We start from the raw sequence: 22,858 nt of genomic DNA on the forward strand, positions 1-22,858 counted from the left end.
GACAGTTTCGTGGCTCACGTCGATGCCTCGCTCGTGCAACAAATCTTCGACATTCCGAAGCGAGAGCGGGAAACGAATGTACAGCATCACTGCAAGGCAGATGATCTCGGGACTGGTTTTAAAGTATTTGAAGGAGGCAGGTCTGGACCTGGGCAATAGCTACGCAGCACCCCCGCCCCACTCAAACAAAGTTCTTCTGACAAGACCGCTCAACGAATTACATGAACCGAGCACCTGGCGTGATGCACGACTCTGTACGCAGTGGAACCTAAGAAAACGTCCTCAAAACCAGGCTTGTGCGAAGCCAAGACGATGCAATCCGCGTCGCTCTCATTTGCGCAGTCGACAATAGCCCTACCCGCGTGACCAGAGATGAGCCGAACCTTCGCGCCTGGAATTTCAGAAGCAGTTTGATGCAGGTTTTCCAAGATTTCATGCCGCGTATTGGCAAGTACTTCGCTGGGAATCTGAGACGCTACATACGCCGGAATTGGTTCTTGGACGTGTATCACGGTGAATACAGCGTCCGCATCAGCCAATTGGCGCGCGGCTTCAAACGACGCTTGTGTGTCGTGTTCTTGGTCCAGAGCAACCGGGATCAGGATATTCTTGTACATTTGACCGCCTATCTACTGCTCCGGTGATTCCAGTTTGGTTCCTCGGCAGCAGGAAACCTAAACAGGCTCAGACTTTGACGATTTCCCCGCGCTCTTTGTAGCGGCTACAACCTCATCAACTGTTTTCTCAACAGCTTCAGCTTCGGTTTCAGCGACATAAGATGCACAACGGGACACGGTTTCGAACCATTCCTGAATGTCAGCAACCAACCGCTCCGCCGAATGGCGCTGCCACTCCGCCATGCTCTGAAGGGCTTTGGAGGGATCGGACGGGTTCGCGGAAGACACATTTCGTGCAGCTTTTAGAGCCGTCCGGACCGCCTCATGACGCCGTTCGAACCAATGCTGTGCAAAGGCCTCTGTTTCTTCGAGCAATTTTTCTTGTGCGTCCCAAAACTGTTCGATCTGGGCACCGAAGGCCGGATTGCCAGACATGGGCGGCTGCATTTGCTTGAAAACATCCACAACTGAGGTCGGGCTATTTGTGCTAGATTTCTTTCTCGGCATCGAAAATTCCTCCTCATTTCCTGAATAAGCTATTGTGCCACCTGCGGCATGCTTTCGCCTTAATACAGATCAATTACGCTTATCTTTAGAACTCTCGGCTTAGACCGCGACAGGGCACTCACATTCTCTCCGACATCGGTTCCTAGAGGGCAGTGTTGGAGTTAGAGTAGTCTAGACAAGAACTTAACGCTTGGTTTTCTATGCACATTGCCGGCTTTCTGATTACCCTTGGTATCCTCTTCCTTGCCGGATTGGCGGCCGACCAACTTGGCCGGGCCACGCATTTTCCTCGTGTTACAACCTTACTTTTCCTCGGTCTGATCGCCGGGAACGCCGGAATGGGGTTGATCCCACTCGACGTCGCAATGTGGTTCGACGAGATATCGATTGTAGCCTTGACGATGGTCGCGTTCCTTCTTGGAGGATCTTTGACATACGAGAACCTGGTACGGCATGGCCGAGCCATTCTGACGATTTCGATTTCAATCGTGGTTGCAACCCTTGTTATTGTGCCTGCTGGACTGACCGCAATTGGCGTACCCTTCGGGTTGGCGTTAGTGTTGGCGGCGATTGCTACGGCTACAGCTCCGGCCGCCATGACAGACGTGATCAAACAATCTGGGGTGTCCAACAGCTTCACCGAGACATTAAAGGGCGTCGTCGCAATTGATGACGCTTGGGGTCTGATTGTTTTCAGCATCGCCTTGGTTCTGGCCGGTCATTCGGACGGTTGGGCCACTGTCACGACCACAGCGATGTGGGATTTCGGAGGGGCTATTTTGCTGGGTTGCGCACTAGGCGTGCCATCCGCTTACCTGACCGGCCGCTTGAAACCGGGGGAGCCAACGCAGGCAGAAGCAGTGGGCATAGTCTTTCTTACAGCGGGCCTCGCGCTTTGGCTGGAGGTTTCCTTCTTGGTAGCAGGCATGGTTGCGGGCGCAGTTATCGGGAATCTTGCCCGCCATCACGACCATGCTTTTCATGAGATCGAGCACATTCAGTGGCCGTTCATGATTCTGTTCTTCCTATTGGCTGGCGCCACGTTGGAAATTGAAGCCTTCGGCTTGATGGGCTGGGCTGGTGCTCTTTTCCTATTCTTGCGTGCCGTGGCCCGACTTGTCGGAGGTTACTGCGGAGCAATACTGGGCGGCCTGCCTCGCCGTCAAACCCGCTGGTACGGTACCGCCTTGTTACCACAGGCCGGTGTCGCGGTAGGAATGGCCCTTGTAGCCGGAGAGCAATTTCCGCATTGGGCCGCGTTGATCATGGCCTTTACTCTAGCCAGTACTGTGGCCTTCGAGGTGTTGGGGCCGCCGTTGACTCTCATGTCAATCAGACGAACGGCTGACGCGGATGAGCAGATTGGTCAGTGACTATTCAGACTGGATCGATTCAAGAAAGGCGAGCAAATTCGCCAACGGCAGGCCTACCATCATAGATTGCCCATTAGGTATAGCCACCGCGATTTTTTGGTCTGTCTCAAACACCGCGCCAAAGATTGGCATTTCGCCCCCATGGGCGAGCAATTGTGAACGACCATCAATCTGTTCAGCTATGCGAACTATCGGAAACACACCGTCGTTTTCGCCCGCCAATTTGGTAAGGTCGGGTGTTCGAATAGCCAACATTTCGGCCATTGGCCCGTCTCCGGTCGCTTCGAAACCGTGACATTGCCAGCAATACGTCCGGTACAAATCACTTCCCGCACTGACGCTGACCTCATGTGCTAGTGCAGGCCCGGTGACTAACAGGGCCAGTAGAATCCCTCGATAAACCTGCATATTCTCCTCCAAATCGCTGCCACTAATGAAGATCTCATTAAACAGTATAGCTAAGGAACGTCTTTGACCTTGCTCATGTTGTCCGCACCAGCACGAACATTGGCGTTTCAGTCGAATAGCGTTTGAGCACACGCCCAATCTAATCCGGGCAGACCTCCAACTACGCCACTTCGTCATTGACCTTACCACCCTCGCGCCCAGACGGCACTCCTTCCAATGCGTTCAAATGCCAACGAATTCGCCAAAGGTGATAAGACACGCGATGTAACCATCTGAGGGCATCCAAACGAGCCCAGACCACGTCGTCCGGCAGACTGTCAGTCGCAGCATCGGCGATGAGCAAGTCTCTGCTAAGTTTCCTCTGTCGTCGCAGAAAACGGCGAACGCGATTCAGCGTGATTTCACACTGCGCTGGATTGTCGATTTCCAAATAGCCATCAGTCGCCGCAATCACCACTGAAGCAAGCCGTTTCAAGCGCGGGTCTTTCGGCAACTCGCTTATCCGATCATCTTGGCTACACCGGTAAAGCAACCGATCAAGATGATCGAGGATATGGTACATACCCTTGATGCTGGACAACTCTACGTCGGACCTGCTGGACAGTTCTATCTTATCTAGATACGAGCGCGCTTCGGATATAGCAGTCTCAATGCTGTCCCGCCCAAAGTTGATTCCGTTTGGCTCAGATGCCCCCATACATAACCGAAGGTGCGCTACTTCGGCCCTAACAATTTGTTCGACTGCAGCTTTTGCTGCATCCACAGCTATTTCCGGCGTCCCAAGGACAAGCGGATCCAGAGATCTCGTTAACTCAGCACCTCGGTCGGGTACGAGCGCCTCGACAAATCTGGCAAAGGGTTTGGCGAAGGGCAAGATCAGCGCCACGCCTATGGCGTTGAAGAAACTATGGAACGCGACAAGCGCAGTCAGAGAATTTCCTGCCCCCACCCCGCTTACAAAGACCGAAGTAAATGGCCCCAGCAAAAAAAATGCCATTACTCCTGTCATCACGTTGTAGATCACATGAGCGAAACCGGTTCGACGAGCCATCGTGCCCCCACCAAATGTGGCTAGAACAGCGGTGAAAGTTGTCCCCACGTCCATTCCAATGACGAGCGCCGCCGCTTGAGGGAAGTTCACAGCACCAGCGCTCAACGCAGCCAATGCTGTCGCAACGCCAGCGCTCGAAGACTGCGTCACCATCGTTATCAGGATGCCGATCAATACAAGCTTCAGCCTGCCTAGCAGTGTATCTGGCGGAAAATCGGCAGGTGTCACTACGCCGCGAAACGCCTCAAGCCCGGACTTGAGCTGCTCGATCCCAATGAAAATCAAACTGAACCCGGCCAACGCCAGCCCAAGGCCGGAAACCGCTTTTCTTCCCGAAAGAGCCAGCAAAGCCCCAATAAAAACAACTGGCAACATCACTTGTCCCAGGTCTAGCCTGAACCCCAAGAGCGCGACGAGCCAACCTGTCATGGTCGTTCCGATATTGGCCCCAAAGATGATCCCAAGCGCTTGGGGAAATGTGAGCAGACCAGACGCGACAAACCCGACGGCCGCAACGGTGGTCGCACTGGAAGACTGGATTGCAGCTGTCGTGACCGCGCCTGTTACGGCCCCGGTAAACGGTGTCGACGTGAACCGGCCCAAAATGTCTCGCAATTTCGCCCCTGCCAAAGCCTTCAAACCGTCGGTCATCAACAGCATGCCGACAAGGAACAGGCCGATGCCGCCTAAGGCAGGTAACAGGTTCCAGAACATCACGAATTGATTTCCACCCTAAGTCTCACACCGCCTAGCATGTTTGCTTTGCCTTTAAATCCGACGACAAAATTCAGTTGGTTTGCATTCAGCCTCGCAGACCCGACGCCGCGAGTTGATTGACATAGATCAAAGCACCAACACGAATTGCATAGTGAAATTCGAATGTTTCAACATATTCTACGTTCGCCGTCCTGTCCCCAAGTAAACACAAAGGTGAACGGAATTTTGAAGAAGTGGAGGTTCCACCCACGGGGGCTCGGCAAGAGTGATGGCGAGCCCCCAGTTAGTCGATTGGCGTCCAATGCGCCCAAACGTTGAGACACAAGGCATTCGGTGCGGCTTTGACCATAGGATTAAGCCGCTGCGCCAATCGAGATAAAAAGAGAAGGACGCCACTGACGACGTTCGGAATGGGCAGTTGGCGGAAACCACCTATGAACTCTGGTGATCCAAACGAACAGAAACTCAGACGGGCCCTTACTACCCCGTTGCTCACGCTTTATGGCCTTGGGGTAACGGTCGGAGCGGGCATTTACGTATTAGTCGGTGCAACAGCAGACATTGCCGGACCGTTTGCGGCGTTGTCGTTCGTTGTAGCCGCGCTCGTCGTATCACTCACCGCGCTTTCCTATGCAGAACTCGCAACTCGATTTCCTGTCAGCGCAGGTGAAGCAGCCTATGTTGAGGCGGGATTTCAGAAAAGATGGATGGCGGTTTTCGTTGGGTTTGCGGTGGCAGCCTCGGGCGTTATCTCCGCTTCTGCCGTTGCAATTGGCGCAGCATCATACCTTCATGCTTTGACCGGTTTTGCGATTCCTGTTTTGACCATCAGCGTCGTTCTGATCATGGGTCTAATCGCGCTTTGGGGGATCACTGAATCTGTCTTTGTTGCGGCTGTCATCACGATCATCGAGATCGCAGGCCTTCTCTTTGTGATTGGCTGGGGCATGTCGGTTCAGGATCCGCAGGGATACGGGATCAGTTCGATGCTTCCGCCACTTGAACTCGACGCGTGGAGAGGCATTTTCGCGGCATCACTTCTAGCCTTCTTTGCATTTGTTGGCTTCGAAGACATGGCCAATGTTGCGGAAGAGGTCAAAGACCCCGTGCGCACCATCCCAAAAGCGATTTTACTGACCCTCGTTCTGGCGACGGTGTTGTATCTGGGAACCTCAATGACGGTTCTACTTGTTGTTCCGATCGATGTTCTCTCGACATCCACAGCACCCCTCGCGCTTGTGTTTTCAAACGCCCCTGAGGTGATTAAACAGGGCTTTTCCGCGGTCGCGATTGTGGCGACAGTCAATGGAGTACTGATCCAGATGATTATGGCCTCGCGGGTGATCTACGGACTAGCAGACCGTGACCATTTGCCGAAGGTTCTGGCGATAGTCCCTAAGGCAACGCAGACACCGGTTGTAGCTACTTTGCTGGTTGTAGCGATCATCGTTCTGCTGACTCAAACTACACCGATTGGTACTTTGGCAGAGCGCACATCCCAGATCGTTCTGGGCGTCTTTGTGCTCGTCAACATTTCGCTTATCCTGCTGAAGATGCAGCCGGACGAGGCCCCCAAGCATTTTCGCGTTCCTCTTGTGGTACCGATCCTGGGGGTGATCACCAGTGCATTGCTTTTTGGATCTGGATTTCTCTAACTAGACAAAACAACCCAAAGGCCTCAACGAGCTGCCATGGCGGTGCTGGCAGACTAGTGCGAACCAGTCTCACAAAGGGCAGGATGCCTGCACTTTATTCGGCGCAGAGACCGCGCCACTCTGCGAGAGCGGCAGCGCTGTTTAGATTGAAATTTGTTCTAGAAGACAGGCTGCGCTACGAGTTGAACAAGTTTAGAACTGAGGTGTGAACGGCGGCGAATTTCTCTAAACTGCGCATCCGCCTGAAACGCAACATCGCCCGTTCTCTTCGTCGAAACGGCAGATGCGAATTCTCAGCGCGGTTGCTCAACAAGCGCCCCGTTTCCAGACGCTGCTCCGCACCAATCTCTCTTGGAGCAGCGCCAAACGACCTGAGCCGATCAGTCACGATCACTTCGGGGCGACCGTGCTTTTGCATTGCTTTTTTTAGAAATTTCAACGTGGCTTTCCTGTCACGCTTCTTCGTGACGAAGCTCTCCAGAACTTCTCCTTCGTGATCGACAGCCCGTCAAAGGTAGTACCGCTCGCCCTTGATCTTCACAAACATCTCGTCCAAATGCCACCACCAGCGGCTCGACTTCATCCCCTCGATACGTCGTTTTCTGATCTCGGCGGCGAACATCGGACCAAACCTGTGCCACCAAAACCGAACGGCCTTGTGGCTAACGTCGATGCCGCGCTCGTCTAGCAAATCTTCCACGTTTCGGAGCAACAGCGGGAACCGAACATACAGCATCATCGCCAACCGGATGATCTGGGGCGAGGTCTTGAAATAGCGGAGCGGCGATCGTTTGGTCATGGCCGGACGCCACAAAACCGCCCTCCCCGTCTCAAGCCGGTTTATCTGACAAGGTCAAAGAAATTACAATGCCGCCAAATTGGTAGTTTCCTGCAGTCATTAAGGAAGCTGAAAGACATCTATCACACCACCGACCTTCTGAATGAAAACGCCGCCGGCGTTTTCCTCCGTCGATAGCGCGTCACCTTTGGCAAGCCGTTGACCAAGAAGTTGGACGATCTCCGGGGAATTGGCGAATTTAGAGTGATTTATGCTCGTGGTGTCTTCAATCTCAGTCAAGTCAATCACTGTCAATCCGAACTGGCTAATGGACTGTGGATCTGCGGCTCCCAGACGTGGTTGATTACCGGCAACCATACGTGCGACCCGCAAAGCTTTGTCGTCTCTAGACATCAGAATTACGAACTTTCTTCGCTCTTCGTTTGGCACAGTGGCCAACTGCCGGACAAAGAGGTCTACATCGATGTCAGGCGACGCGAGGACAATGGTGTTCAACTTGTTTAGAGCTTCCAGGTTTTCTTGAAGCGCCATTGTGCGCACCGCTTCCATTGTCAGGAAGTTACCCATCGAATGTGCAACGATGTCGAAGCCGTTGACCCGCGTAGTTTCAAGCAACAGAGCTACCTGAACCATGGCATCCCTAGAAATTGCTGCACTGTTAATATCAGCAACATAGTCGATGGTTCGACGCGTTGAAGGCCATGAAAAAAGTATAGGAACGCCTTGATAACCGGTGTCTTCAACTAGCTGTGCAAATCGAGCAATAGCTTCGGTCATATTGGTGTTGTAACCGTGAACAAATACCAAAGCCGAACGCAGCGTGATATTTCGAGTTGTCGCGGCGCTGTCAATTACATCAGCGAAAGAGGCAGCACCTGTTATCCGCTGGGGATTGTGGAGCACAATATGCTTCAACGGATCTGGTGGGCCATTTCTTGGAAGGCTTACTTCTCCAGGCCGGTGATTTGGCGGGATCGAGACATCCACCGAGGCGAAGTGCAGACTTTCGGACCGACCTCCAGAGAAAAATACACCTTCGTCATCAGATGGGGCTCTCGTGGTCGCAACATAAATTCGATGCGTTGCTGCACTTATTGAATCGCTTTCGTTCGAGAGAGGCTCTCCAATGCCAACAAGATTTCGAGGTATGGCGCACCCGGCAATAACTATTGGAAGGAAGCACGTTAACAACACCCGCAAATTCAAACACCGCACAGGTGCGCTGCGCAAAGCGAACGACCAGAATATTGTGAAGGTTTTGGCTAGGTGCAAACGGTCCTCCAGTCAAATCGCGCAAGCATCTTCCGCTCCAAGGCAAAACTGCGTAGCGCTGTCGGTGCGTGGGTAGTCAATTGCCATAGCATAGTTCAATAACAGGGTTTTTTCCGTACCAAGCTGCCAAGTCTTGTCCAATCCTGGTCCGAACAGTTTTTTGACGGCGACGTACATGATCTATGCCATAGTTCTCTTTGTCGGATGGTCGGATCAGCAGTATATTGTACGCAACCGTCCACAAAGTTAGCGGGCGTTATCCGAAAAATCTACGTCGATGTTTGCCGCAAGCCAAGTTGTAGAGTTCAGAGTTATTGAGGACAAATCAGTCTTCAAGCAAAGCTCGCTGCGAGTTGAGAGACACGGTCAATTGTCCAGTAGACAGCAATCCCGACGCACGCTGTCGCGGTAACTTGGCGAGTAAGTCTTCCAAGATGGGCAGCATATCTGTTGGCCAGTCCAAACAACGGCCAAATGGCTAGCACGATAAGCAATTGGCCCAACTCAACGCCTACGTTGAATGCCAGCAAGCTCTGCCAAATGTTTGGTGCGGTCACCTGTAATATCTCCTGCAAGACAAAACTGAAACCCAGCCCGTGCAAGAGACCGATGCCGAACGTAACAAGAATGATTTTGAGCTCAGGCCCCTCGTTTTCGGAAGGTTGTCGGATTGCGATCAATCCAGCATAGATAATCGATAGCGCTATTCCGGTTTCGACTGCCGGCACGAACCAGTTCCCTTTTGGAACGTAGCCAAAGAACCCCAGTGCCAGTGTAACACTGTGACCGACAGTGAAGCCGGTGACCCGCCACAACAACGATCTAAATGTCGCAGCCCCAAGTACAAGGCAAATGACGAAGAGAACATGGTCCAAGCCCTCTAGGATATGACGTACACCTTCCCAGACAAAGGTCAGAATGGCCGCTGCCTGCGACCGCGATATTTCAACAGGTTCGTCAAGAAGGCCGCGTGTACGAAAGACCTTTGGCTGACCGGGGCCATAGTCAATGATCAGATTTGCTGTGTTCTCCTGATCCGGTAGATTTGGATTCAATCCACTGGAGAGTGAATAGGCTAAAACTGACCCTTCGGAAAAGTATCGTAACTGAATATCCACTACAGAGTCGCCCACATAAAGCGGCGTTGGGAGATTCGAGACATTCGTATCTAGCGCAAATACGGCGCGAGCTTCGTCAAGCGTTGCAAAGCCCGGCTCTCGGCCGACGGCGTGCAAACGGACACTTTCGACCTCGCCGCGCAGACGTAGCCCGTTGACATTTATCAATAGAGCCTCTTCTGCGATACGACCAAGCCCCTTCGGATCCGAGGCGACCTTGGCCGCGTCAAGAAAATGTACAACTTGCCCATCTTCGAATGCGTTGCTGGTAAATGGTGCAGGCTCAGGAAGAGCGCTATCGTCGACTTCACCTATTTTGTCTGCCACGAGATACGGCATCGGTGTCCGCATGTGGATACGGAGCCCATCTGGCAGATGCTCAACATGAAGAATACGAACATTTAAGTTTAACAGGAAATGCGCCGTGGCAGGCGCCGTATCGGTCAAAGCAAGTGCCAGCGCAAGCAGTGCAAAAAGAAAACCACGAAAAGCGATCAGACTCCGCAGATTAAGCATTCTTTTCGCGCACCTCTAACACGGTAATACCTTGTAGTTTCCAATAGCCGCCGTCTTCCACGACCTCGACAAGCGCACGGAATAGAATTGGCCGGCGATGGCTGTGCCCCCAGTGCGCAGCAGTGGCTTCGGCGGTCCAATTCGCGACGGCGCGGAATCCGAATCCGTTTTCCAGTTGAGCTATGTCGTCCAAAAAGACTTCTTCGAGGCTTGTAACCCGCGCGACCCCGCCGCCCGGAACACGCACAGCCAATGCGCGATCTAGTTCCGCCGCAACCTCAGCTAGTTCGGTGTGTAAAACTATCGGCGCCAACTCATTCTGACGATCCTTTGGAGTGATTTCCAGATTCGCGTTGTTCACATTTTCCAACAGTCGTCTTAAAGCGTCGGTAGCTACCTCCTGGTCGGGCTGCATGCTTATGGGGTTGCGCACCTGCACAACACCTGCGCCACGGAGAGTGTATCCTGCCGCCAAACTGGCAATTGCCACACCAAACATTACCGCGCGGGAAAGCCCCTTTTTCAGAAACGCTTGTGATCCGGCTGCAACGGCCAAAAGCACCGTCAGCACAGACACTACTGGCATTCGCAAACTGCCAACTCCACCAGACTTGACGGGTTCCACTTGAGGGCTTTCGTAGGTCAAAAGGTGATTGGTCCAGCGAACGACTGGATCATCGGAGTTCGCGCCGCTTAAGAATGGACCTGCAGGGTCCGACAGGGTTGCAGGAACATCTTTTATTCGGTCGCTGAACATATCCCAAGTGACGACAGCTTCCCTGGGAAGGTCACGGTGGGGGAATGAGTATATGACACCAACAAACGCTTCATCAACGTTCACCTCAGTGTTTTCACGTACAACTTCCAACCCGGTGACATCCATTGTTAGTATCGCACCGCGCCGATACGTTGCTTCTTGCAAACGCCCATCAATTTCGATGTGATTTCGCCCTGCCAAAAACTCGAGCGAACGGGTTAATACGTCTGCTTGCTGCTCTGGGCTCAACGCCTCCCCGCCCTTAAAGTTGAGCCCGAGCCAAGGGGCGAGATCACGCAAACGTATCAGTGTTTCGTGCCGCACTTCCCTCGGTTCAACATAAATGTAGGTTGTCGCGCCAGACTTATGATGGCGGGTTAGACTCGGGTTGTCGAATTTGGAGTACCACGGGTCGTCCCAATCTATGTTGAGGCGTATCGAGTCTGAAAGGAAACCGAAATTGGCCACCGGTATGCCACGGTCACGAACAATGAAACCGATGGATGCAACCGGACTACCGTCCTGCAACGGTGGAGCAAAAGAAATTGCTGCCGGCGCATCCCCTTCGAAACTGTAGAATAATTCAGCATAAAGAACCCTAGTGTCCTCGGGCGCCGAAGGCATCATTTGTCCAGTTAACGGATTGCGTTGCCCGGAAAGTGGTGATCCACGATCAATGCGAAACCTCGGTTCAACGAGGTTGATGGATACGGGCAGACGGCTTTCGTCGTCTCTCCGGATGGTCAGCCCTTCGCGTGAAAAGCGTTCAGCGCGCTCGCTTTCGGATTTGCGGGCGCTGACATCGTCGAACCAATCGTCCGGAACAAGATCAGAAAAATGTTCGATGTCGCCCACGTAGACTTCCAGTTGCACACGCACCCCATCCGGAGCAATGAAAATCTCAGCGATATTTGGCGCGACCTCTGCGCCATTGTACTGAATGTAGTCCGCGCGCAATGGGATCGAAAACATCACGCTCCAGATGGCCAGAGACAACAAAAATTGTAGGGATTTCAAATACAGATGCATGTTTTTGACTATACGAAATCCGTGCCGCTGATATGCCTATTTGCGCCTGAAAAAGTTTGAACTTCAACAACTTTTAGGTATCTGCACGCTCAAGCGATACTGCTATCGGACTGGTTCAGCGCCAGTAACTCAAGTCGTTTTTGGCGAAAGCCCAAGCCTTCTGACAGCCGTAAGCTTTGCGGATTGGGATCCAAAAAATTTTTGCATTTTCTTACCCTTTGAAGACTAGCAACATGTTCGCCTGTTGCAGAAAGAATGCATAGAACACCCCAAATAAATCCGGCATTAGTGCATTATTTTGAAGGAGCTGTTCAAAAGTTTAGCGATCCGCCACTGAGCATCCAACGTGCGTGGCGGTCGCTTTTTCTGGATTAGCGCTCAGGAAGCGGAGGGGGCGTGTATCCCTCCCATTTTCCGCTTGCCGTGAATTCCGAATAAGTTGCTTCGCCGCTGCGCTTCGCTTCCATATACCCCGTCGTGGTTGGCGGCGCCTGCACGCGTTCGGCACTAACGACTTCGCGCTGAATAATTTCTTCCTGCGTGACTGTCCATGCCATAAGATCATCAGCAATCATAAGCGGTCCATCGTACACTTCACGAATTTCTTCGAGCATCAGCTGGTCCAGCTCCGGTTGACGTATTGTGTGATACGCAATGGCAAGACGCGGTTTCACTTCTGCCATAATTTTCCCAAATCCCGAAGGTGGGGTATGAATGTATGACGAAACGAAGGTTGCTTGACGCAGATCCCAACCGAGCGTAGCGGCTAGTCCTTCCGGGGTGTAGAAACATTCGTGGATAACGAAGTCCGCGCCCTTCGCGTACTCAATGAACCAACTGTTGGGCGCCGAGTCGCCGCCGAATACAAAGCTCAGGCCATTCCATTCGAGCCGATAGCTGACAGAACCATCAAGCGAATGCACGGCCGGGAACGATGTGATCCTGACACCATTTTCCTCGTATACGACCTCGTTGATCTGTTTGAAATCAAACTCATGCGCGATCAGCTTGCCTCCCTCATCGGGCAGAACCCCGGCTCGCCCGGCTACATCCCAAGCGTACGCCTTTGTAAGGCCGTCAACAAAAGCTGCAGTGCCTAACTCGGGTGTCGCCCCTGACGGGCCATAGACGTGAAGCGGAGTGTACCGTCCGCTAAGCCAGCCGCCAATCCACAAGGCAGCAGTATCCGCCACGTGGTCAGTGTGTAAGTGGCTGACAAAGACTTTGTCCACCCTATGAAAATCAGGACGCAACGCAAAAAGATTTTCAGTTGATCCGCTGCCAAGGTCAAAGAGAAAGATGTCGCCGTTGCCCAGTTCGACATACCATGCCGTTGATTTTTGCGCTCGAGTGATGGGGGTCGGCATGCCAGTGCCGAGCGCGACGATGAACATTTCATCTGGTCCAACGGATTCTGTTCGTGGGTACCAGGCGGTCGAGGTTTCCTCCTGCGCCTCTGCAATCCCATGAAGACCGAGGTTCAAAAGTGCACTTACCAGCGCGCCAAAAAGCAGAAAGGTTCCACGCCCAATTATTTGGTGGTGTTTCATCTCGTCTAAATCTCCGTCTTCAAGATACCAGTGTCTTGAAAAAGAACAGGCCGACTTCCCGGCCCGCGCTGCGCGGCCTTACTCGTTCGGCTCGTACCACGGCTTGGCAGGCCGCCAGTCGACGTCGGCTAGACCGTTTTCGTCCCGGAACTCGTCAAGCATATCGTTTTGCGCATTGAAGCCAGGGGCCCACTCACCGGCCTTTATGAAGTCGCTCATTGGATCCGGAATGGACGGGTCTGGTGGCGGCTGGCGGGTCGGCCCTGGCACCGCGCTGGCCCGGTCAGCAGAGACTGCCATGCGCTCGGTCACGCCATCGGCAGTGATATTCCAGGTCATCATGTCCATCGCGATCGACAGCGGCCCATCATAGGTAGAGCGGATCTTCAACAGAAGTTCCTGATGCGCCTCTTCCATCGTGTGGTAGGCTACGGCGTGACCTGGTTGAATCTCGCTCATCACCTTGCCAAAGGCCGGGCCGGAGGTGTGGAATTCGCAGCAGGCCCGCCAGGCGAGCTGTGCCGGCTGACCATAATCCTTCATAAAGAATTCCGGCGTAGCGAAGGCTTCGTGGATCACGAAATCGGCGTCCTTGGCATATTCGACGAACCATTTGTTGGGCGAGGTGTCTCCGCCAAAGACCAGCTTGAGCCCGGCGTATTCGATGATGTAACTGACTGGCCCGTCGCCAGTGTGGATTGCCGGAATCGAGCGTACGACAATCTCGCCGTCGTCATAGATCACTGCGTTTTCTGCCCGATAGTCGAACTCGTGCACCGTGATCGTGCCCGGGATCGGGGTGATCTTGAACGAGCGCGTTTGAAAGTCCCAGTTGTAAGCTCGCATGAAACCGTCGATGGCATAAGCGGTTCCCATTTCGGGTGTTTGCCCGCTCGGACCCCAGATCTCAAGCGGCACCGGGCGGCCGGATGTCCAGCCGCCTGCCCAAAGACCGTCGAGATCGCCCCAGTGGTCGGTGTGCAGGTGGCTGATGAAGACTTTGGTCAGGAACTCCGACGGAATCATCAGGGCATTGATATTACGCATCGAGCCGGTACCGATGTCGAAGATGAACTTCTCCCCATTGCCGAACTCGAACAGGAAACAAGCCGAAGCCTGACCGCGCCGCTGATCTGGCATCCCAGTGCCACAGGCGACAACGCGCACCTCGCCAGGCGACAGCTCTTCGGTGCCTGGATAGTAAACGTAACGATCCGGCGCCGTACCGGTGCGGCTTTCAACGACACCACCGGCAGCATGGGCGGCTCCCGAAAACGGTACTTCTGCTCTATGCATTAAGACAAGCACCGCAGCAGCGCAGACCAAAGAAAGGCAAGCTGTTGTCGATAGGCCGAGTTTGTCCTTGAGTTTCATTTCATTCCCCCCTGTCAGCGCTCCTGCCAGGGAGAATAGCTTGATATGTACGGTACAGTCTAGAAATAATATTCAGGGCGGATGCCCTATGAAGCCTTCGAAAGAAGCGCGATGCGCAAATCACGTAACCGGTCACGATCCTTTTTCGACAGGTCAAAAAACAACTCTTGTTCGCTGAGTTGATAGCTCACGAAGACACGCACCCGCATTTCAAGATCATCACCCTCGAAACCCAGCAGCGAAAAAATGCTGCGTATATGCGCTAACCTTTTTTTCATTTCCCGGCGCCACACACGACGGACATCCCGGTCTCGTCGGGCCCATTGCCGCATCGCACTGTCCAGAAGATTTAGCTCGGATTGCTCGACTATTTCAGAGATCACCCGCAATCGAGCTTGGGGTGTTCGAGACTTATAAACCTGTTCTCGGAGGATTGGGGATGCATCAAGCCCGAGCCAATAGTCCATCATCTTCTGATGCAGGTCACTTTTGTCTTTGAAGTGATAGTAAAAACCGCTCTTGGAAACTCCAAGCTTGGCGGCGAGCCGCTCGACCCGTACAGCTTCGATGCCGTCGTTCTTTAAAACATCCAGTGCAGCTGCAAGCCAATCAGACTTGCTCACTCGGACCTTTGAGGGGTTAGGGTCGGGTTTGATCGTGGTCATTTGCGATTTTATACCAAGTTGCTAAGGTGTGGACAACTAGACGGAAACGTACACTAATGATTGAGTAGTCGAATCGCTGGGTGGCTTCGTGCGAAAATTGCTCTCAAAAAAGGAACGTTGGTTCTCCAGCTTTGGCGATACCGCCCTCTGTCGCGCGGCATTTCACGTACCGCTCACTTTCTGTGGTGCAAATACCTGTTGCTGTGGCTGCTGCAACAAATGTTTGTTCTGCCCATCAAATTTCAAACACTTCACTTTAAGTTTGGTAGGAGACACTAAGACGTGCTCATTGTTCTAAGCCTCTATGCCCTTCTGGTTTATTTGATCTTCGGCGTATTCAAATGGTTGCCTTGGAATGGAGTGTCTAAGACGGTCGTGGCTACGATTGGCCTTGTTATCGCCTTGGTCGTCATAGGTGCACTAAACTACCTTGCGCCAACAGGTCGCGTGACCGTTCAGGGAACCACGATAGAAATTACTCCAAATGTGTCGGGGACTGTCGTAGAGGTCGCAGCCGAGTCAAACACTCGGATTGCAAAGGGTGATCTGCTCTTTCGAATAGATCCAGCTCCATTCGCACTGGAAGTTGCGCGCCTTGAAGCGGCTCTTGTTGATGCTCAATCCAGCGTCTCGCGTCTGCAAGCGGACCTAGCAGGTGCCGAGGCCGACATCGATCTTCTCAACGAACAACTCGTGTTTGGGTATCAACGACGAGATGATCTTGTTCTGTTGTCAGAGCGAGGTGCCAGCACGGAATTCCAGATGCAGGAAGCCGTATCAAAGATAGAGCAATTGCAAGCCAGTCTTGACGCAGCACAAGCAAGGAAACTTGGAATTGAAATTCAAATTGCGTCTCAAGTGGACGGAGTGCACGCTTCGGTCGCTCAGGCGCAGCAAGCTCTTGCCTCTGCCAAATGGAATCTTGAGCAAACCGAAGTGTTGGCCCCCTCAGACGGTATAATTACGGCTTTGACCCTTCGCGCCGGTCAGCGAGTAACCAGCTTGCAGCCCGCGATCGCATTTGTGCCGAATGAGCAGCGCGCACTGACAGGTGTTTTCAGCCAAAGTGGTGCTCATGCATTTTTGCCAGGTGCTGAGGTTTCGGTGGCCCTTCAAGCTCTGCCCGGTACATCGTTTAAAACGACGGTGGACGCCATTGCTCCCGGAACAGCTGAGGGAACTCTGGGAGGTGCGACGGGGACCCTGCCTTCAATCGGCCAACTGCTGGGCGCCGATCAGTTCGTGGTTCGTCTTGTTTTACCAGGTGATCTGCCAGAACACGCCACGAAACTTGGTGTGAGTGGCACTGCTATGCTGATCACAGATGAAGCGGGGCCGATAGAGCCGCTTGCGCGCGTTCTGTTCTGGCTAACCAAGCAAATGAATTATCTATAGAGAGGGATCTAAATGCTTATGAATTCAATCAGGCTTCTTGCTATGACAATCCTTCTGCCGTTGGGGTGGACGGGCATGGCGCATGCTGAACCCTTCTCGCGGTCCGGTCAAAATGAACAAGACTGGCGGTATGTATTGGCCTTTTATGCGTTTCTTCCTGCAAGAACCAGCGGCACGTCAACCATCGCAGGAACCTCTGTGCCCCTTGATCTGGACTTGGGAGATGCGTTGGACCTGTTGGACTTTGCTGCTGCCGGTCGCTTCGAGGCTTGGCGTGGTGATTGGGGGTTCATTTTCGACGCGAACTATGTTGCCCTTGAAGCTGACGGAGCGCTGCCGATCCCGAATGCGACATTCAATGCTGACATTCGGCAGAAATGGGCCGCTTTCATGGCAAGCTACAAATTTGCAGATTTGACAGGTGCAAATGGGAAACGGCAGGCCTTCGATCTGCAGTTTGGCGCGCGTTACAACTCGCTCCGGCAGGAGATCACGATCACATCACCGGTACCGACGCCTGTACTCGGCGGGGACGAAGGCTGGTGGGAACCCGTCGTTGGCGCACGCGGCATGTGGGAATTGAACGAAAAGTGGGCAGCGATCGCATCGTTCGATCTTGGCGGCTTTGGCGCAGGCGGCAACGATCTTCAAGTAGGAATAAATGCCGGCTTCGATTGGAAGCCTTGGGACCGCACGTCTATCTTCTTCGGCTACCGCTATTTCAGTATGGACTACTCGACGACTCTGGCAACCGGCCCGTTTGCCTATGATGTCAGTCAGCATGGTCCGGTCTTTGGTGTAAAAGCCCGTTTTTAGTGTGGCTCTGTAATGTGCAGTAACTTGAGGATTTGGGGGCGGCTTGTTTCCCTTGGATTCCTCTTGTTTTCCCCACTGGTTGACGCTGAATAAGACCAAGAACGACGGACCTAGGCGCGAGGCCCGACACCAATTGTGCGAGGGTTTGAAAATTTCCCGTTTCCTTTGCGCGTACCACGAGGTCTCTATGAACTCGATCCCGTCGGCGAGCCCTATGTTTACGACAGAACCTTCCTCGGTGCTGTCAGACAGATTCGAACTGGTCTCTACAAGGGCAGGATCGTTGTCCCTTATGCCGCGCCGAGTTGACGCCACTCTGCAAGAGCGTCGGCGCGGTTCTTCTTGAAGTTGGCTCTTGAGTAGAGGCTGCGCTCCGAATTGAAATGGTTGCAGACAGAGGCGTGGACGGAAACGAACAGCTGCAAGCTTCGCATCCGGCGGAAACGTTGCATTGCCCGTTCTCGTCGTCGGAATGGTAGGTGCGAGTTCTCAGCTCTGCTATTCACCCAGCGGGCCGTCTCCTGCCGCTCGTCAGCGCCGAGTTCTTGCAGAACGGCACCGTAGGACCGGAGCTTGTCGGTCACGATAACCTTGGGCCGACCATGTTTACGCATTGCTTTCTTGAGGAATTTCAATGCGGCCTTCTTGTCCCGGGTCTTTGTGACGTAGCTTTCCAGCACCTCGCCCTCGTGATCGACCGCCCGCCAAAGATAGTGCCGCTCCCCATTGATCTTCACGAACATCTCGTCGAGATGCCAACGCCTACGGCTCGATTTCATCCCTTCGATCCGACGTTTCCGGATCTCGGAAGCGAACATCGGGCCGAACCTGTTCCACCAGAACCGGACGGATTCGTGACTGATGTCGATACCGCGCTCGTGCAGCAGATCCTCGACATTGCGGAGCGACAGCGGGAAACGCACGTACATCATGACCGCCAGGCGGATGATCTCGCGGCTGGTTCGGAAATACTTGAATGGGTCGTCTTTCGTCATCCCAAGACGCTATGAGACCGCCCTGCTCCGCTCAACCAGATTCCCTCTGACACCGCCCCGCGATATGATCGGGTGCCTTCGGCACGATCCCATTGGGGTTGAGCGCCTTAATCGAATAGTGGCCCTGCAGGATGTGATCCATGTTCACCGTTTCCCGCACGCCGGGCAAGTAGAGCATCCGCGTGACGTAGTCGGTGAGCCGGGGATAGTCGTTGAACTGCCGCCGGTTGGTCATGAACAGACCATGATAGGCTGCGTCGAAACGGATCAAGGTAACGAAGGCGCGAAGGGTCCGTCAGGGATCCAACAGGATGCTGCCCAAAACCTCGATGTCGCCCTCGTGCTGCCGGATGATCAGGACCTCACCGGATCGCGTTGCTTGCCCCGCGAGCGCAGAAATATTGACCTGGTGCGACACCAGCATCACCCGGCCATCCTGTTCCCGTAACAAGGCCCGCAAGTCGCGGGTCTGACTGTCTCTTCGCTCGTATTTGCCAAAGAACGAATTCAACGCAGGCGCGTCCACCACGGGCCCGAGATCGAGAAGTTCGGCGGTTTCGCGGGTCCGGCACCATTGGCTCGTCAGCACCCGGTCAAACTCTATCCCACGCTCCCGAAAGGCCGCACCGATCGCGCGGGCCTGGTTGCGGCCGCGCGTGTCAAGGTTCCGCTGGGTTTTGCAATTCCCAAGTTCGAAATTGGCGGGATCGCCCGTTCCGGGGGCGAGAGCATGCCGCATGATCGCAATCGCGCCAGGTTGTTCCAGGGCGTCCCAGTCGTTGGCAAAAAGCGATGCGGGCAGGAGAAGCAGGATGAATGTGATCAGGCGCATGAGCAGAACCTAGGCGGCCCGCCTTGGCTTTCCAGACCACAAAATCCGGCGGCGGTCGTTACGCATGCGTCCGCCTCCCTCCGCTTAATCCCCGCAAACCATTGAACTGCATTGTTTTCGACGGGCGCGCGGGTAGCGTTGCCCCATGCGAAACGCGATCAACACATCGCGACTTGGGTCCAACCCGCTGCCGCCCGACCGGATGGCCCCGACCGAACGCCGCGCCGAGCTGTGCCGGTTGCTGGCAACGGGCCTGGTCCGGCTGCGGCTCCGAGACAAGGTGAAACTGTCTGCCGAAACAGGAGACTTTTCTCTAGGGTCAGGACCCATTGATTTTCGTCCAGCAGCGTGATTCACGGCTCGAAAACGAGCGGTGAACATGTCTGATCTTTTCTGGCTTACCGACGCGCAGATGGCGCGTCTCGAGCCCTTCTTTCCGAAGTCCCACGGCAAACCCCGCGTCGATGACCGGCGCGTGTTGAGTGAAATTATCTTCGTTAATCGCAATGGGTTGAGATGGCGCGATGCCCCTTCTGCCTGTAGCCCACACAAGACCCTCCAAAACCGTTGGAAGCGGTGGAGCGACAAAGGCATCTTCGCCCAGATGATGGCAGGTCTGGCTGCCGCTCACGGCGAAGAGAAGACCATAATGATCGACGCCACCTACCTGAAGGCCCACCTTACCGCGACCAGTTTGGGCGTCAAAAAAAAGGGGGCGTGGACGCCTGATTGGCCGCACCAAGGGCGGCATGAACACCAAGTAGCATGCCATCTGCGACAGCCGGGGACGTCCACTCAACCTGTTCGTCACCGCCGGTCAGGTCAGCGACTACATCGGCGCACGCGCATTGCTGAGCAACCCACCCGATGTCGACTGGCTGCCCGGGGACCGCGGATATGATGCCGACTGGTTCCGGGAAGCGTTGAAAGACAAAGGGATAGGCGCCTGCATCCCTGGCCGGAAGCAGCGGCAGAAACCTGTCAAGTACGACAAGCGCCGCTACAAGAGGCGCAACCGGATCGAGATCATGTTCGGCAAGCTGAAGGATTGGCGGCGTGTCGCAATGCGATACGACAGATGCCCGAAGGTCTTCCTGTCAGCCATCGCCCTCGCAGCACTCGTCATTTACTGGCTATGAGTCCTGATCCTAAGCGACAGACCGGCAATTTCCGGTTCACGCCTCAAAATCTTCCCCTGTGTTTTTCTCATCGCCGCAGTGTAGTTCGCCATAGGATTCATTGGCTGCGTTTGAGAGTTGGCGATGAATGCGAATGATCGGATTGTGGAATCTTTCACACGTGGAGCAAGGCTAACCAATAGGACGAAAATGAGTCGCGTCGATCTTGCTGGAGGTGATCCGTTTGACAGGCCCGACAATCCATTGATTATGTGCGCATGACCAAAGCTCAAAGACCGCCAAAGCCAAAACCCATTCCTTACACCCCAGCGCTGAACCGCTATGAGCGGATGGTGTATCGGCGATGTGGGCGATCCGGTGTGAAGCTTCCGGTTGTCAGCCTAGGCCTGTGGCATAATTTCGGTGCGGACTCGACGCACGAAAACAAGCGCGCCATGTGTCGAACCGCGTTTGATCATGGGATCACTCACTTTGATCTGGCGAACAACTACGGTCCACCACCCGGTTCAGCCGAAGAGGCATTTGGCGAGATCCTAAAAACGGATTTCGCGGGTTACAGGGATGAACTGATCATTTCCTCCAAAGCAGGCTACGACATGTGGCCGGGTCCCTATGGGGAATGGGGGTCACGCAAGTACATGATTGCGTCCTGTGACCAATCACTCGCGCGCATGGGGCTTGATTATGTCGACATCTTTTATTCCCACCGCTTTGACCCCGATACCCCTCTCGAAGAAACAATGGGCGCGTTGGATTATATCGTACGGTCGGGTCGCGCGCTCTACGCAGGCATCTCGAGCTACAACTCCCAACGCACGCGCGAGGCCGTGAAAATTCTCAACGACCTTGGGACGCCCTGTTTGATTCACCAGCCTTCCTACAACCTGCTCAACCGTTGGGTAGAGCGGGACGGTTTGCTCGATACACTGGACGACCTTGGGGTAGGATCGATTGCATTCACGCCGCTGGCACAAGGCATTCTGACTTCCAAGTATCTAACCGGTATTCCGAGTGGTAGCCGTGCCACGCAAGGGAAGTCATTGCTCGATGGCATGATCAACGAGCGGTCTCTGGCAAGTGTCCGTGCTCTGAACGACATGGCCGAGGAACGCGGGCAGACTCTGGCGCAAATGGCCCTGGCCTGGGTGCTCAGAAGTGGGCGTGTAACGACCGCACTTATTGGTGCGTCCCGGCCGGAACAAATCGTCGATTGCGCACGCGTCGTCGATAATCTCGACTTCAGTGCTGACGAGCTCAAAAAGATCGATGAAATCAGTTCGGAAGAAGATATCAATTTGTGGGCGCGGTCGTCAGAAACAGAATGACCATCCTTAGAACGTAAGCAAAACCCACGCCCTTCAAAGCATACAGTTATTGGCGGATTGAATATCCTTTAGTTCGACCAACCAGCTAACAAGGGCCGTCGGCCCAGAGTTCCGTATCTGCAAGACGAACGAAGATCGGCCTACCCATCGCAACCGTTGTGGCGTCGCCACATGGTTGGGTCATGCCCTTCTGGGACATTGGCGCATGGATCATCTGAGTAGCCGCGCAGTACGCTATATCTTCGGATCTGATCATCGCTCAGAAGAGCTGGTGTCGCGAGATGTCTCGACAAATGAACCATACGCAAAGCGGCTTGGGCTTCAGCAGCTTTAGCCAAAAGAATTGCGAGCTCATCTTCTGAAACTTCGGTGTCTTCAAAAGCTGCGCTCACCGCAGCTTCAGCAGCGATAAATTTTTCTCCTGCCGCGATGGCTTCGGTTCTCATTTCTTCAAACAACGCCGTAATTTCAGCAACTTGATCATTTGAAAGCGCAAGCTCTTCTTGAAGCTCCAGCAGATGAGCGGGGCCAGGAAGGCCGTTCAACTCCGCAGGAAGCGCCAGTCCCCAACCGCCGCCCCGGCGAAGCTCAGCTATATCTTGATTGGATAGGCTTTTGATCTCACGTGTCTCGAAACCGGCGTACGGTGTACCACCATGCTTGTGCCCATCATCCTGTGATAACGCCGACAAAGGCATCGCAGATAGAACAACCGCCATCGACAAAACGAATTTCATGGGCATTCCCCTACAAAAAGAGCGCGGCATTCGCCAATACAAAGACAGTATGAATTTTCCCGCGTAGTACACAAGCCGTCGTTCGCGCGCCATAACGAATGGCGGCTAAGTCCCGCGTTGCTGCCATAGCCCGGATTTCGATGAACGTCCGGTCTATTTGAATGCGGTGGTTGGCAGTCGCTGAACCGCGATCTTCAGCGGAAACAGCAGC

20 protein-coding genes and 3 pseudogenes are annotated in these 22,858 nt (G+C 54.0%); 6 read left to right on the forward strand and 17 right to left on the reverse strand.

Going from position 1 to position 22,858, the window contains the following annotated elements:
• The 3 genes and pseudogenes from AC2FM3_RS13280 to AC2FM3_RS13290 form a co-directional block, all read right to left on the reverse strand.
• Positions 1-156, reverse strand: a pseudogene (locus tag AC2FM3_RS13280) (IS6 family transposase); the annotation flags it as partial.
• Between the two features lie 53 nt (positions 157-209).
• The gene (locus AC2FM3_RS13285) at positions 210-617 is read right to left on the reverse strand and encodes a universal stress protein (RefSeq protein ID WP_496682579.1); all 408 of its coding nucleotides are present in this window, start codon (positions 615-617) and stop codon (positions 210-212) included.
• A 57-nt stretch (positions 618-674) separates the two neighbouring features.
• Entirely contained in the window at positions 675-1,124 is a 450-nt protein-coding gene (locus AC2FM3_RS13290) for a phasin family protein (protein ID WP_496682581.1), read from the reverse strand.
• Positions 1,125-1,324: 200 nt separating this feature from the next.
• Here AC2FM3_RS13290 and AC2FM3_RS13295 point away from each other — a divergent pair, with 200 nt between their 5' ends.
• Entirely contained in the window at positions 1,325-2,497 is a 1,173-nt protein-coding gene (locus AC2FM3_RS13295) for a cation:proton antiporter (protein WP_496682584.1), read from the forward strand.
• On the opposite strand, the gene AC2FM3_RS13300 is transcribed toward AC2FM3_RS13295, so the two are convergent.
• Together AC2FM3_RS13300 and AC2FM3_RS13305 are read right to left on the reverse strand one after the other, a co-directional pair.
• The gene (locus tag AC2FM3_RS13300; RefSeq protein ID WP_496682587.1) at positions 2,498-2,761 is read right to left on the reverse strand and encodes a hypothetical protein; all 264 of its coding nucleotides are present in this window, start codon (positions 2,759-2,761) and stop codon (positions 2,498-2,500) included.
• A 304-nt stretch (positions 2,762-3,065) separates the two neighbouring features.
• Positions 3,066-4,670 carry a Na/Pi cotransporter family protein gene (locus AC2FM3_RS13305; protein ID WP_496682589.1) on the reverse strand — a complete coding sequence of 535 codons (1,605 nt, stop codon included), beginning with the start codon at positions 4,668-4,670 and terminating at the stop codon, positions 3,066-3,068.
• Between the two features lie 437 nt (positions 4,671-5,107).
• On the opposite strand from AC2FM3_RS13305, the gene AC2FM3_RS13310 reads away from it, so the two are divergent.
• A complete protein-coding gene (locus AC2FM3_RS13310) occupies positions 5,108-6,328 on the forward strand; it encodes an APC family permease (protein ID WP_496682591.1) in 1,221 nt (406 codons plus the stop codon).
• A 94-nt stretch (positions 6,329-6,422) separates the two neighbouring features.
• Here the strand turns inward: AC2FM3_RS13310 and AC2FM3_RS13315 are convergent.
• From AC2FM3_RS13315 to AC2FM3_RS13350, 8 genes and pseudogenes are all read right to left on the reverse strand, one after another.
• Positions 6,423-7,127 (reverse strand): annotated as a pseudogene (locus AC2FM3_RS13315) (IS6 family transposase).
• Between the two features lie 99 nt (positions 7,128-7,226).
• The gene (locus AC2FM3_RS13320) at positions 7,227-8,114 is read right to left on the reverse strand and encodes an alpha/beta hydrolase (RefSeq protein ID WP_496682593.1); all 888 of its coding nucleotides are present in this window, start codon (positions 8,112-8,114) and stop codon (positions 7,227-7,229) included.
• A gap of 297 nt (positions 8,115-8,411) precedes the next feature.
• Positions 8,412-8,576, reverse strand: coding sequence for a hypothetical protein (locus tag AC2FM3_RS13325; RefSeq protein ID WP_496682595.1), 165 nt, complete (start codon positions 8,574-8,576; stop codon positions 8,412-8,414).
• A 155-nt stretch (positions 8,577-8,731) separates the two neighbouring features.
• On the reverse strand, positions 8,732-10,033 hold the full coding sequence (locus AC2FM3_RS13330; RefSeq protein WP_496682597.1) for a HupE/UreJ family protein: 1,302 nt from the start codon (positions 10,031-10,033) through the stop codon (positions 8,732-8,734).
• On the reverse strand, positions 10,026-11,819 hold the full coding sequence (locus tag AC2FM3_RS13335; RefSeq protein WP_496682599.1) for a hypothetical protein: 1,794 nt from the start codon (positions 11,817-11,819) through the stop codon (positions 10,026-10,028). The genes AC2FM3_RS13330 and AC2FM3_RS13335 overlap by 8 nt, the downstream gene beginning before the upstream one ends.
• A gap of 371 nt (positions 11,820-12,190) precedes the next feature.
• Entirely contained in the window at positions 12,191-13,369 is a 1,179-nt protein-coding gene (gene gntH / locus AC2FM3_RS13340) for a guanitoxin biosynthesis MBL fold metallo-hydrolase GntH (RefSeq protein ID WP_496682601.1), read from the reverse strand.
• A 78-nt stretch (positions 13,370-13,447) separates the two neighbouring features.
• On the reverse strand, positions 13,448-14,743 hold the full coding sequence (gene gntH, locus AC2FM3_RS13345; RefSeq protein WP_496682603.1) for a guanitoxin biosynthesis MBL fold metallo-hydrolase GntH: 1,296 nt from the start codon (positions 14,741-14,743) through the stop codon (positions 13,448-13,450).
• 86 nt (positions 14,744-14,829) lie between these two features.
• Positions 14,830-15,408 carry a TetR/AcrR family transcriptional regulator gene (locus tag AC2FM3_RS13350; RefSeq protein ID WP_496682606.1) on the reverse strand — a complete coding sequence of 193 codons (579 nt, stop codon included), beginning with the start codon at positions 15,406-15,408 and terminating at the stop codon, positions 14,830-14,832.
• Between the two features lie 282 nt (positions 15,409-15,690).
• On the opposite strand from AC2FM3_RS13350, the gene AC2FM3_RS13355 reads away from it, so the two are divergent.
• Together AC2FM3_RS13355 and AC2FM3_RS13360 are read left to right on the forward strand one after the other, a co-directional pair.
• Positions 15,691-16,803, forward strand: coding sequence for an HlyD family secretion protein (locus AC2FM3_RS13355; RefSeq protein WP_496682608.1), 1,113 nt, complete (start codon positions 15,691-15,693; stop codon positions 16,801-16,803).
• A 42-nt stretch (positions 16,804-16,845) separates the two neighbouring features.
• The gene (locus AC2FM3_RS13360; protein WP_496682611.1) at positions 16,846-17,619 is read left to right on the forward strand and encodes an outer membrane protein; all 774 of its coding nucleotides are present in this window, start codon (positions 16,846-16,848) and stop codon (positions 17,617-17,619) included.
• Between the two features lie 290 nt (positions 17,620-17,909).
• On the opposite strand, the gene AC2FM3_RS13365 is transcribed toward AC2FM3_RS13360, so the two are convergent.
• The 3 genes from AC2FM3_RS13365 to AC2FM3_RS13375 are packed head-to-tail and all read right to left on the reverse strand — an operon-like array spanning position 17,910 to position 19,446.
• Positions 17,910-18,614: an IS6 family transposase gene (locus AC2FM3_RS13365; protein ID WP_496682613.1), complete on the reverse strand. Its 705-nt coding sequence runs from the start codon at positions 18,612-18,614 to the stop codon at positions 17,910-17,912.
• A 31-nt stretch (positions 18,615-18,645) separates the two neighbouring features.
• Complete coding sequence (locus AC2FM3_RS13370; RefSeq protein ID WP_496682615.1) at positions 18,646-18,885, reverse strand: hypothetical protein; 240 nt, start codon at positions 18,883-18,885, stop codon at positions 18,646-18,648.
• Between the two features lie 24 nt (positions 18,886-18,909).
• The gene (locus AC2FM3_RS13375) at positions 18,910-19,446 is read right to left on the reverse strand and encodes a histidine phosphatase family protein (RefSeq protein ID WP_496682617.1); all 537 of its coding nucleotides are present in this window, start codon (positions 19,444-19,446) and stop codon (positions 18,910-18,912) included.
• 379 nt (positions 19,447-19,825) lie between these two features.
• Here AC2FM3_RS13375 and AC2FM3_RS13380 point away from each other — a divergent pair.
• Together AC2FM3_RS13380 and mgrA are read left to right on the forward strand one after the other, a co-directional pair.
• A pseudogene (locus AC2FM3_RS13380) lies at positions 19,826-20,585 on the forward strand (IS5 family transposase).
• A 293-nt stretch (positions 20,586-20,878) separates the two neighbouring features.
• Positions 20,879-21,910: an L-glyceraldehyde 3-phosphate reductase gene (mgrA, locus tag AC2FM3_RS13385; RefSeq protein WP_496682647.1), complete on the forward strand. Its 1,032-nt coding sequence runs from the start codon at positions 20,879-20,881 to the stop codon at positions 21,908-21,910.
• Positions 21,911-22,050: 140 nt separating this feature from the next.
• Here mgrA and AC2FM3_RS13390 read toward each other — a convergent pair whose 3' ends face one another.
• Complete coding sequence (locus tag AC2FM3_RS13390) at positions 22,051-22,647, reverse strand: Spy/CpxP family protein refolding chaperone (RefSeq protein ID WP_496682619.1); 597 nt, start codon at positions 22,645-22,647, stop codon at positions 22,051-22,053.
• Between the last annotated feature and the right edge of the window lie 211 nt (positions 22,648-22,858).

The sequence above is a fragment of the Ruegeria sp. BHSB172 genome, from assembly GCF_059613165.1.

Excerpts from the sequence above, each read along its gene's own strand:
- AC2FM3_RS13285 (WP_496682579.1), bottom strand. The coding sequence starts at position 617 with ATGTACAAGAATATCCTGATCCCGGTTGCTCTGGACCAAGAACACGAC.
- AC2FM3_RS13290 (WP_496682581.1), bottom strand. The coding sequence starts at position 1,124 with ATGCCGAGAAAGAAATCTAGCACAAATAGCCCGACCTCAGTTGTGGAT.
- AC2FM3_RS13295 (WP_496682584.1), top strand. The coding sequence starts at position 1,325 with ATGCACATTGCCGGCTTTCTGATTACCCTTGGTATCCTCTTCCTTGCC.
- AC2FM3_RS13300 (WP_496682587.1), bottom strand. The coding sequence starts at position 2,761 with ATGGCCGAAATGTTGGCTATTCGAACACCCGACCTTACCAAATTGGCG.
- AC2FM3_RS13305 (WP_496682589.1), bottom strand. The coding sequence starts at position 4,670 with ATGTTCTGGAACCTGTTACCTGCCTTAGGCGGCATCGGCCTGTTCCTT.
- AC2FM3_RS13310 (WP_496682591.1), top strand. The coding sequence starts at position 5,108 with ATGAACTCTGGTGATCCAAACGAACAGAAACTCAGACGGGCCCTTACT.
- AC2FM3_RS13325 (WP_496682595.1), bottom strand. The coding sequence starts at position 8,576 with ATGTACGTCGCCGTCAAAAAACTGTTCGGACCAGGATTGGACAAGACT.
- AC2FM3_RS13330 (WP_496682597.1), bottom strand. The coding sequence starts at position 10,033 with ATGCTTAATCTGCGGAGTCTGATCGCTTTTCGTGGTTTTCTTTTTGCA.
- AC2FM3_RS13335 (WP_496682599.1), bottom strand. The coding sequence starts at position 11,819 with ATGCATCTGTATTTGAAATCCCTACAATTTTTGTTGTCTCTGGCCATC.
- gntH (WP_496682601.1), bottom strand. The coding sequence starts at position 13,369 with ATGAAACACCACCAAATAATTGGGCGTGGAACCTTTCTGCTTTTTGGC.
- gntH (WP_496682603.1), bottom strand. The coding sequence starts at position 14,743 with ATGAAACTCAAGGACAAACTCGGCCTATCGACAACAGCTTGCCTTTCT.
- AC2FM3_RS13350 (WP_496682606.1), bottom strand. The coding sequence starts at position 15,408 with ATGACCACGATCAAACCCGACCCTAACCCCTCAAAGGTCCGAGTGAGC.
- AC2FM3_RS13360 (WP_496682611.1), top strand. The coding sequence starts at position 16,846 with ATGACAATCCTTCTGCCGTTGGGGTGGACGGGCATGGCGCATGCTGAA.
- AC2FM3_RS13365 (WP_496682613.1), bottom strand. The coding sequence starts at position 18,614 with ATGACGAAAGACGACCCATTCAAGTATTTCCGAACCAGCCGCGAGATC.
- AC2FM3_RS13375 (WP_496682617.1), bottom strand. The coding sequence starts at position 19,446 with ATGCGCCTGATCACATTCATCCTGCTTCTCCTGCCCGCATCGCTTTTT.
- AC2FM3_RS13390 (WP_496682619.1), bottom strand. The coding sequence starts at position 22,647 with ATGAAATTCGTTTTGTCGATGGCGGTTGTTCTATCTGCGATGCCTTTG.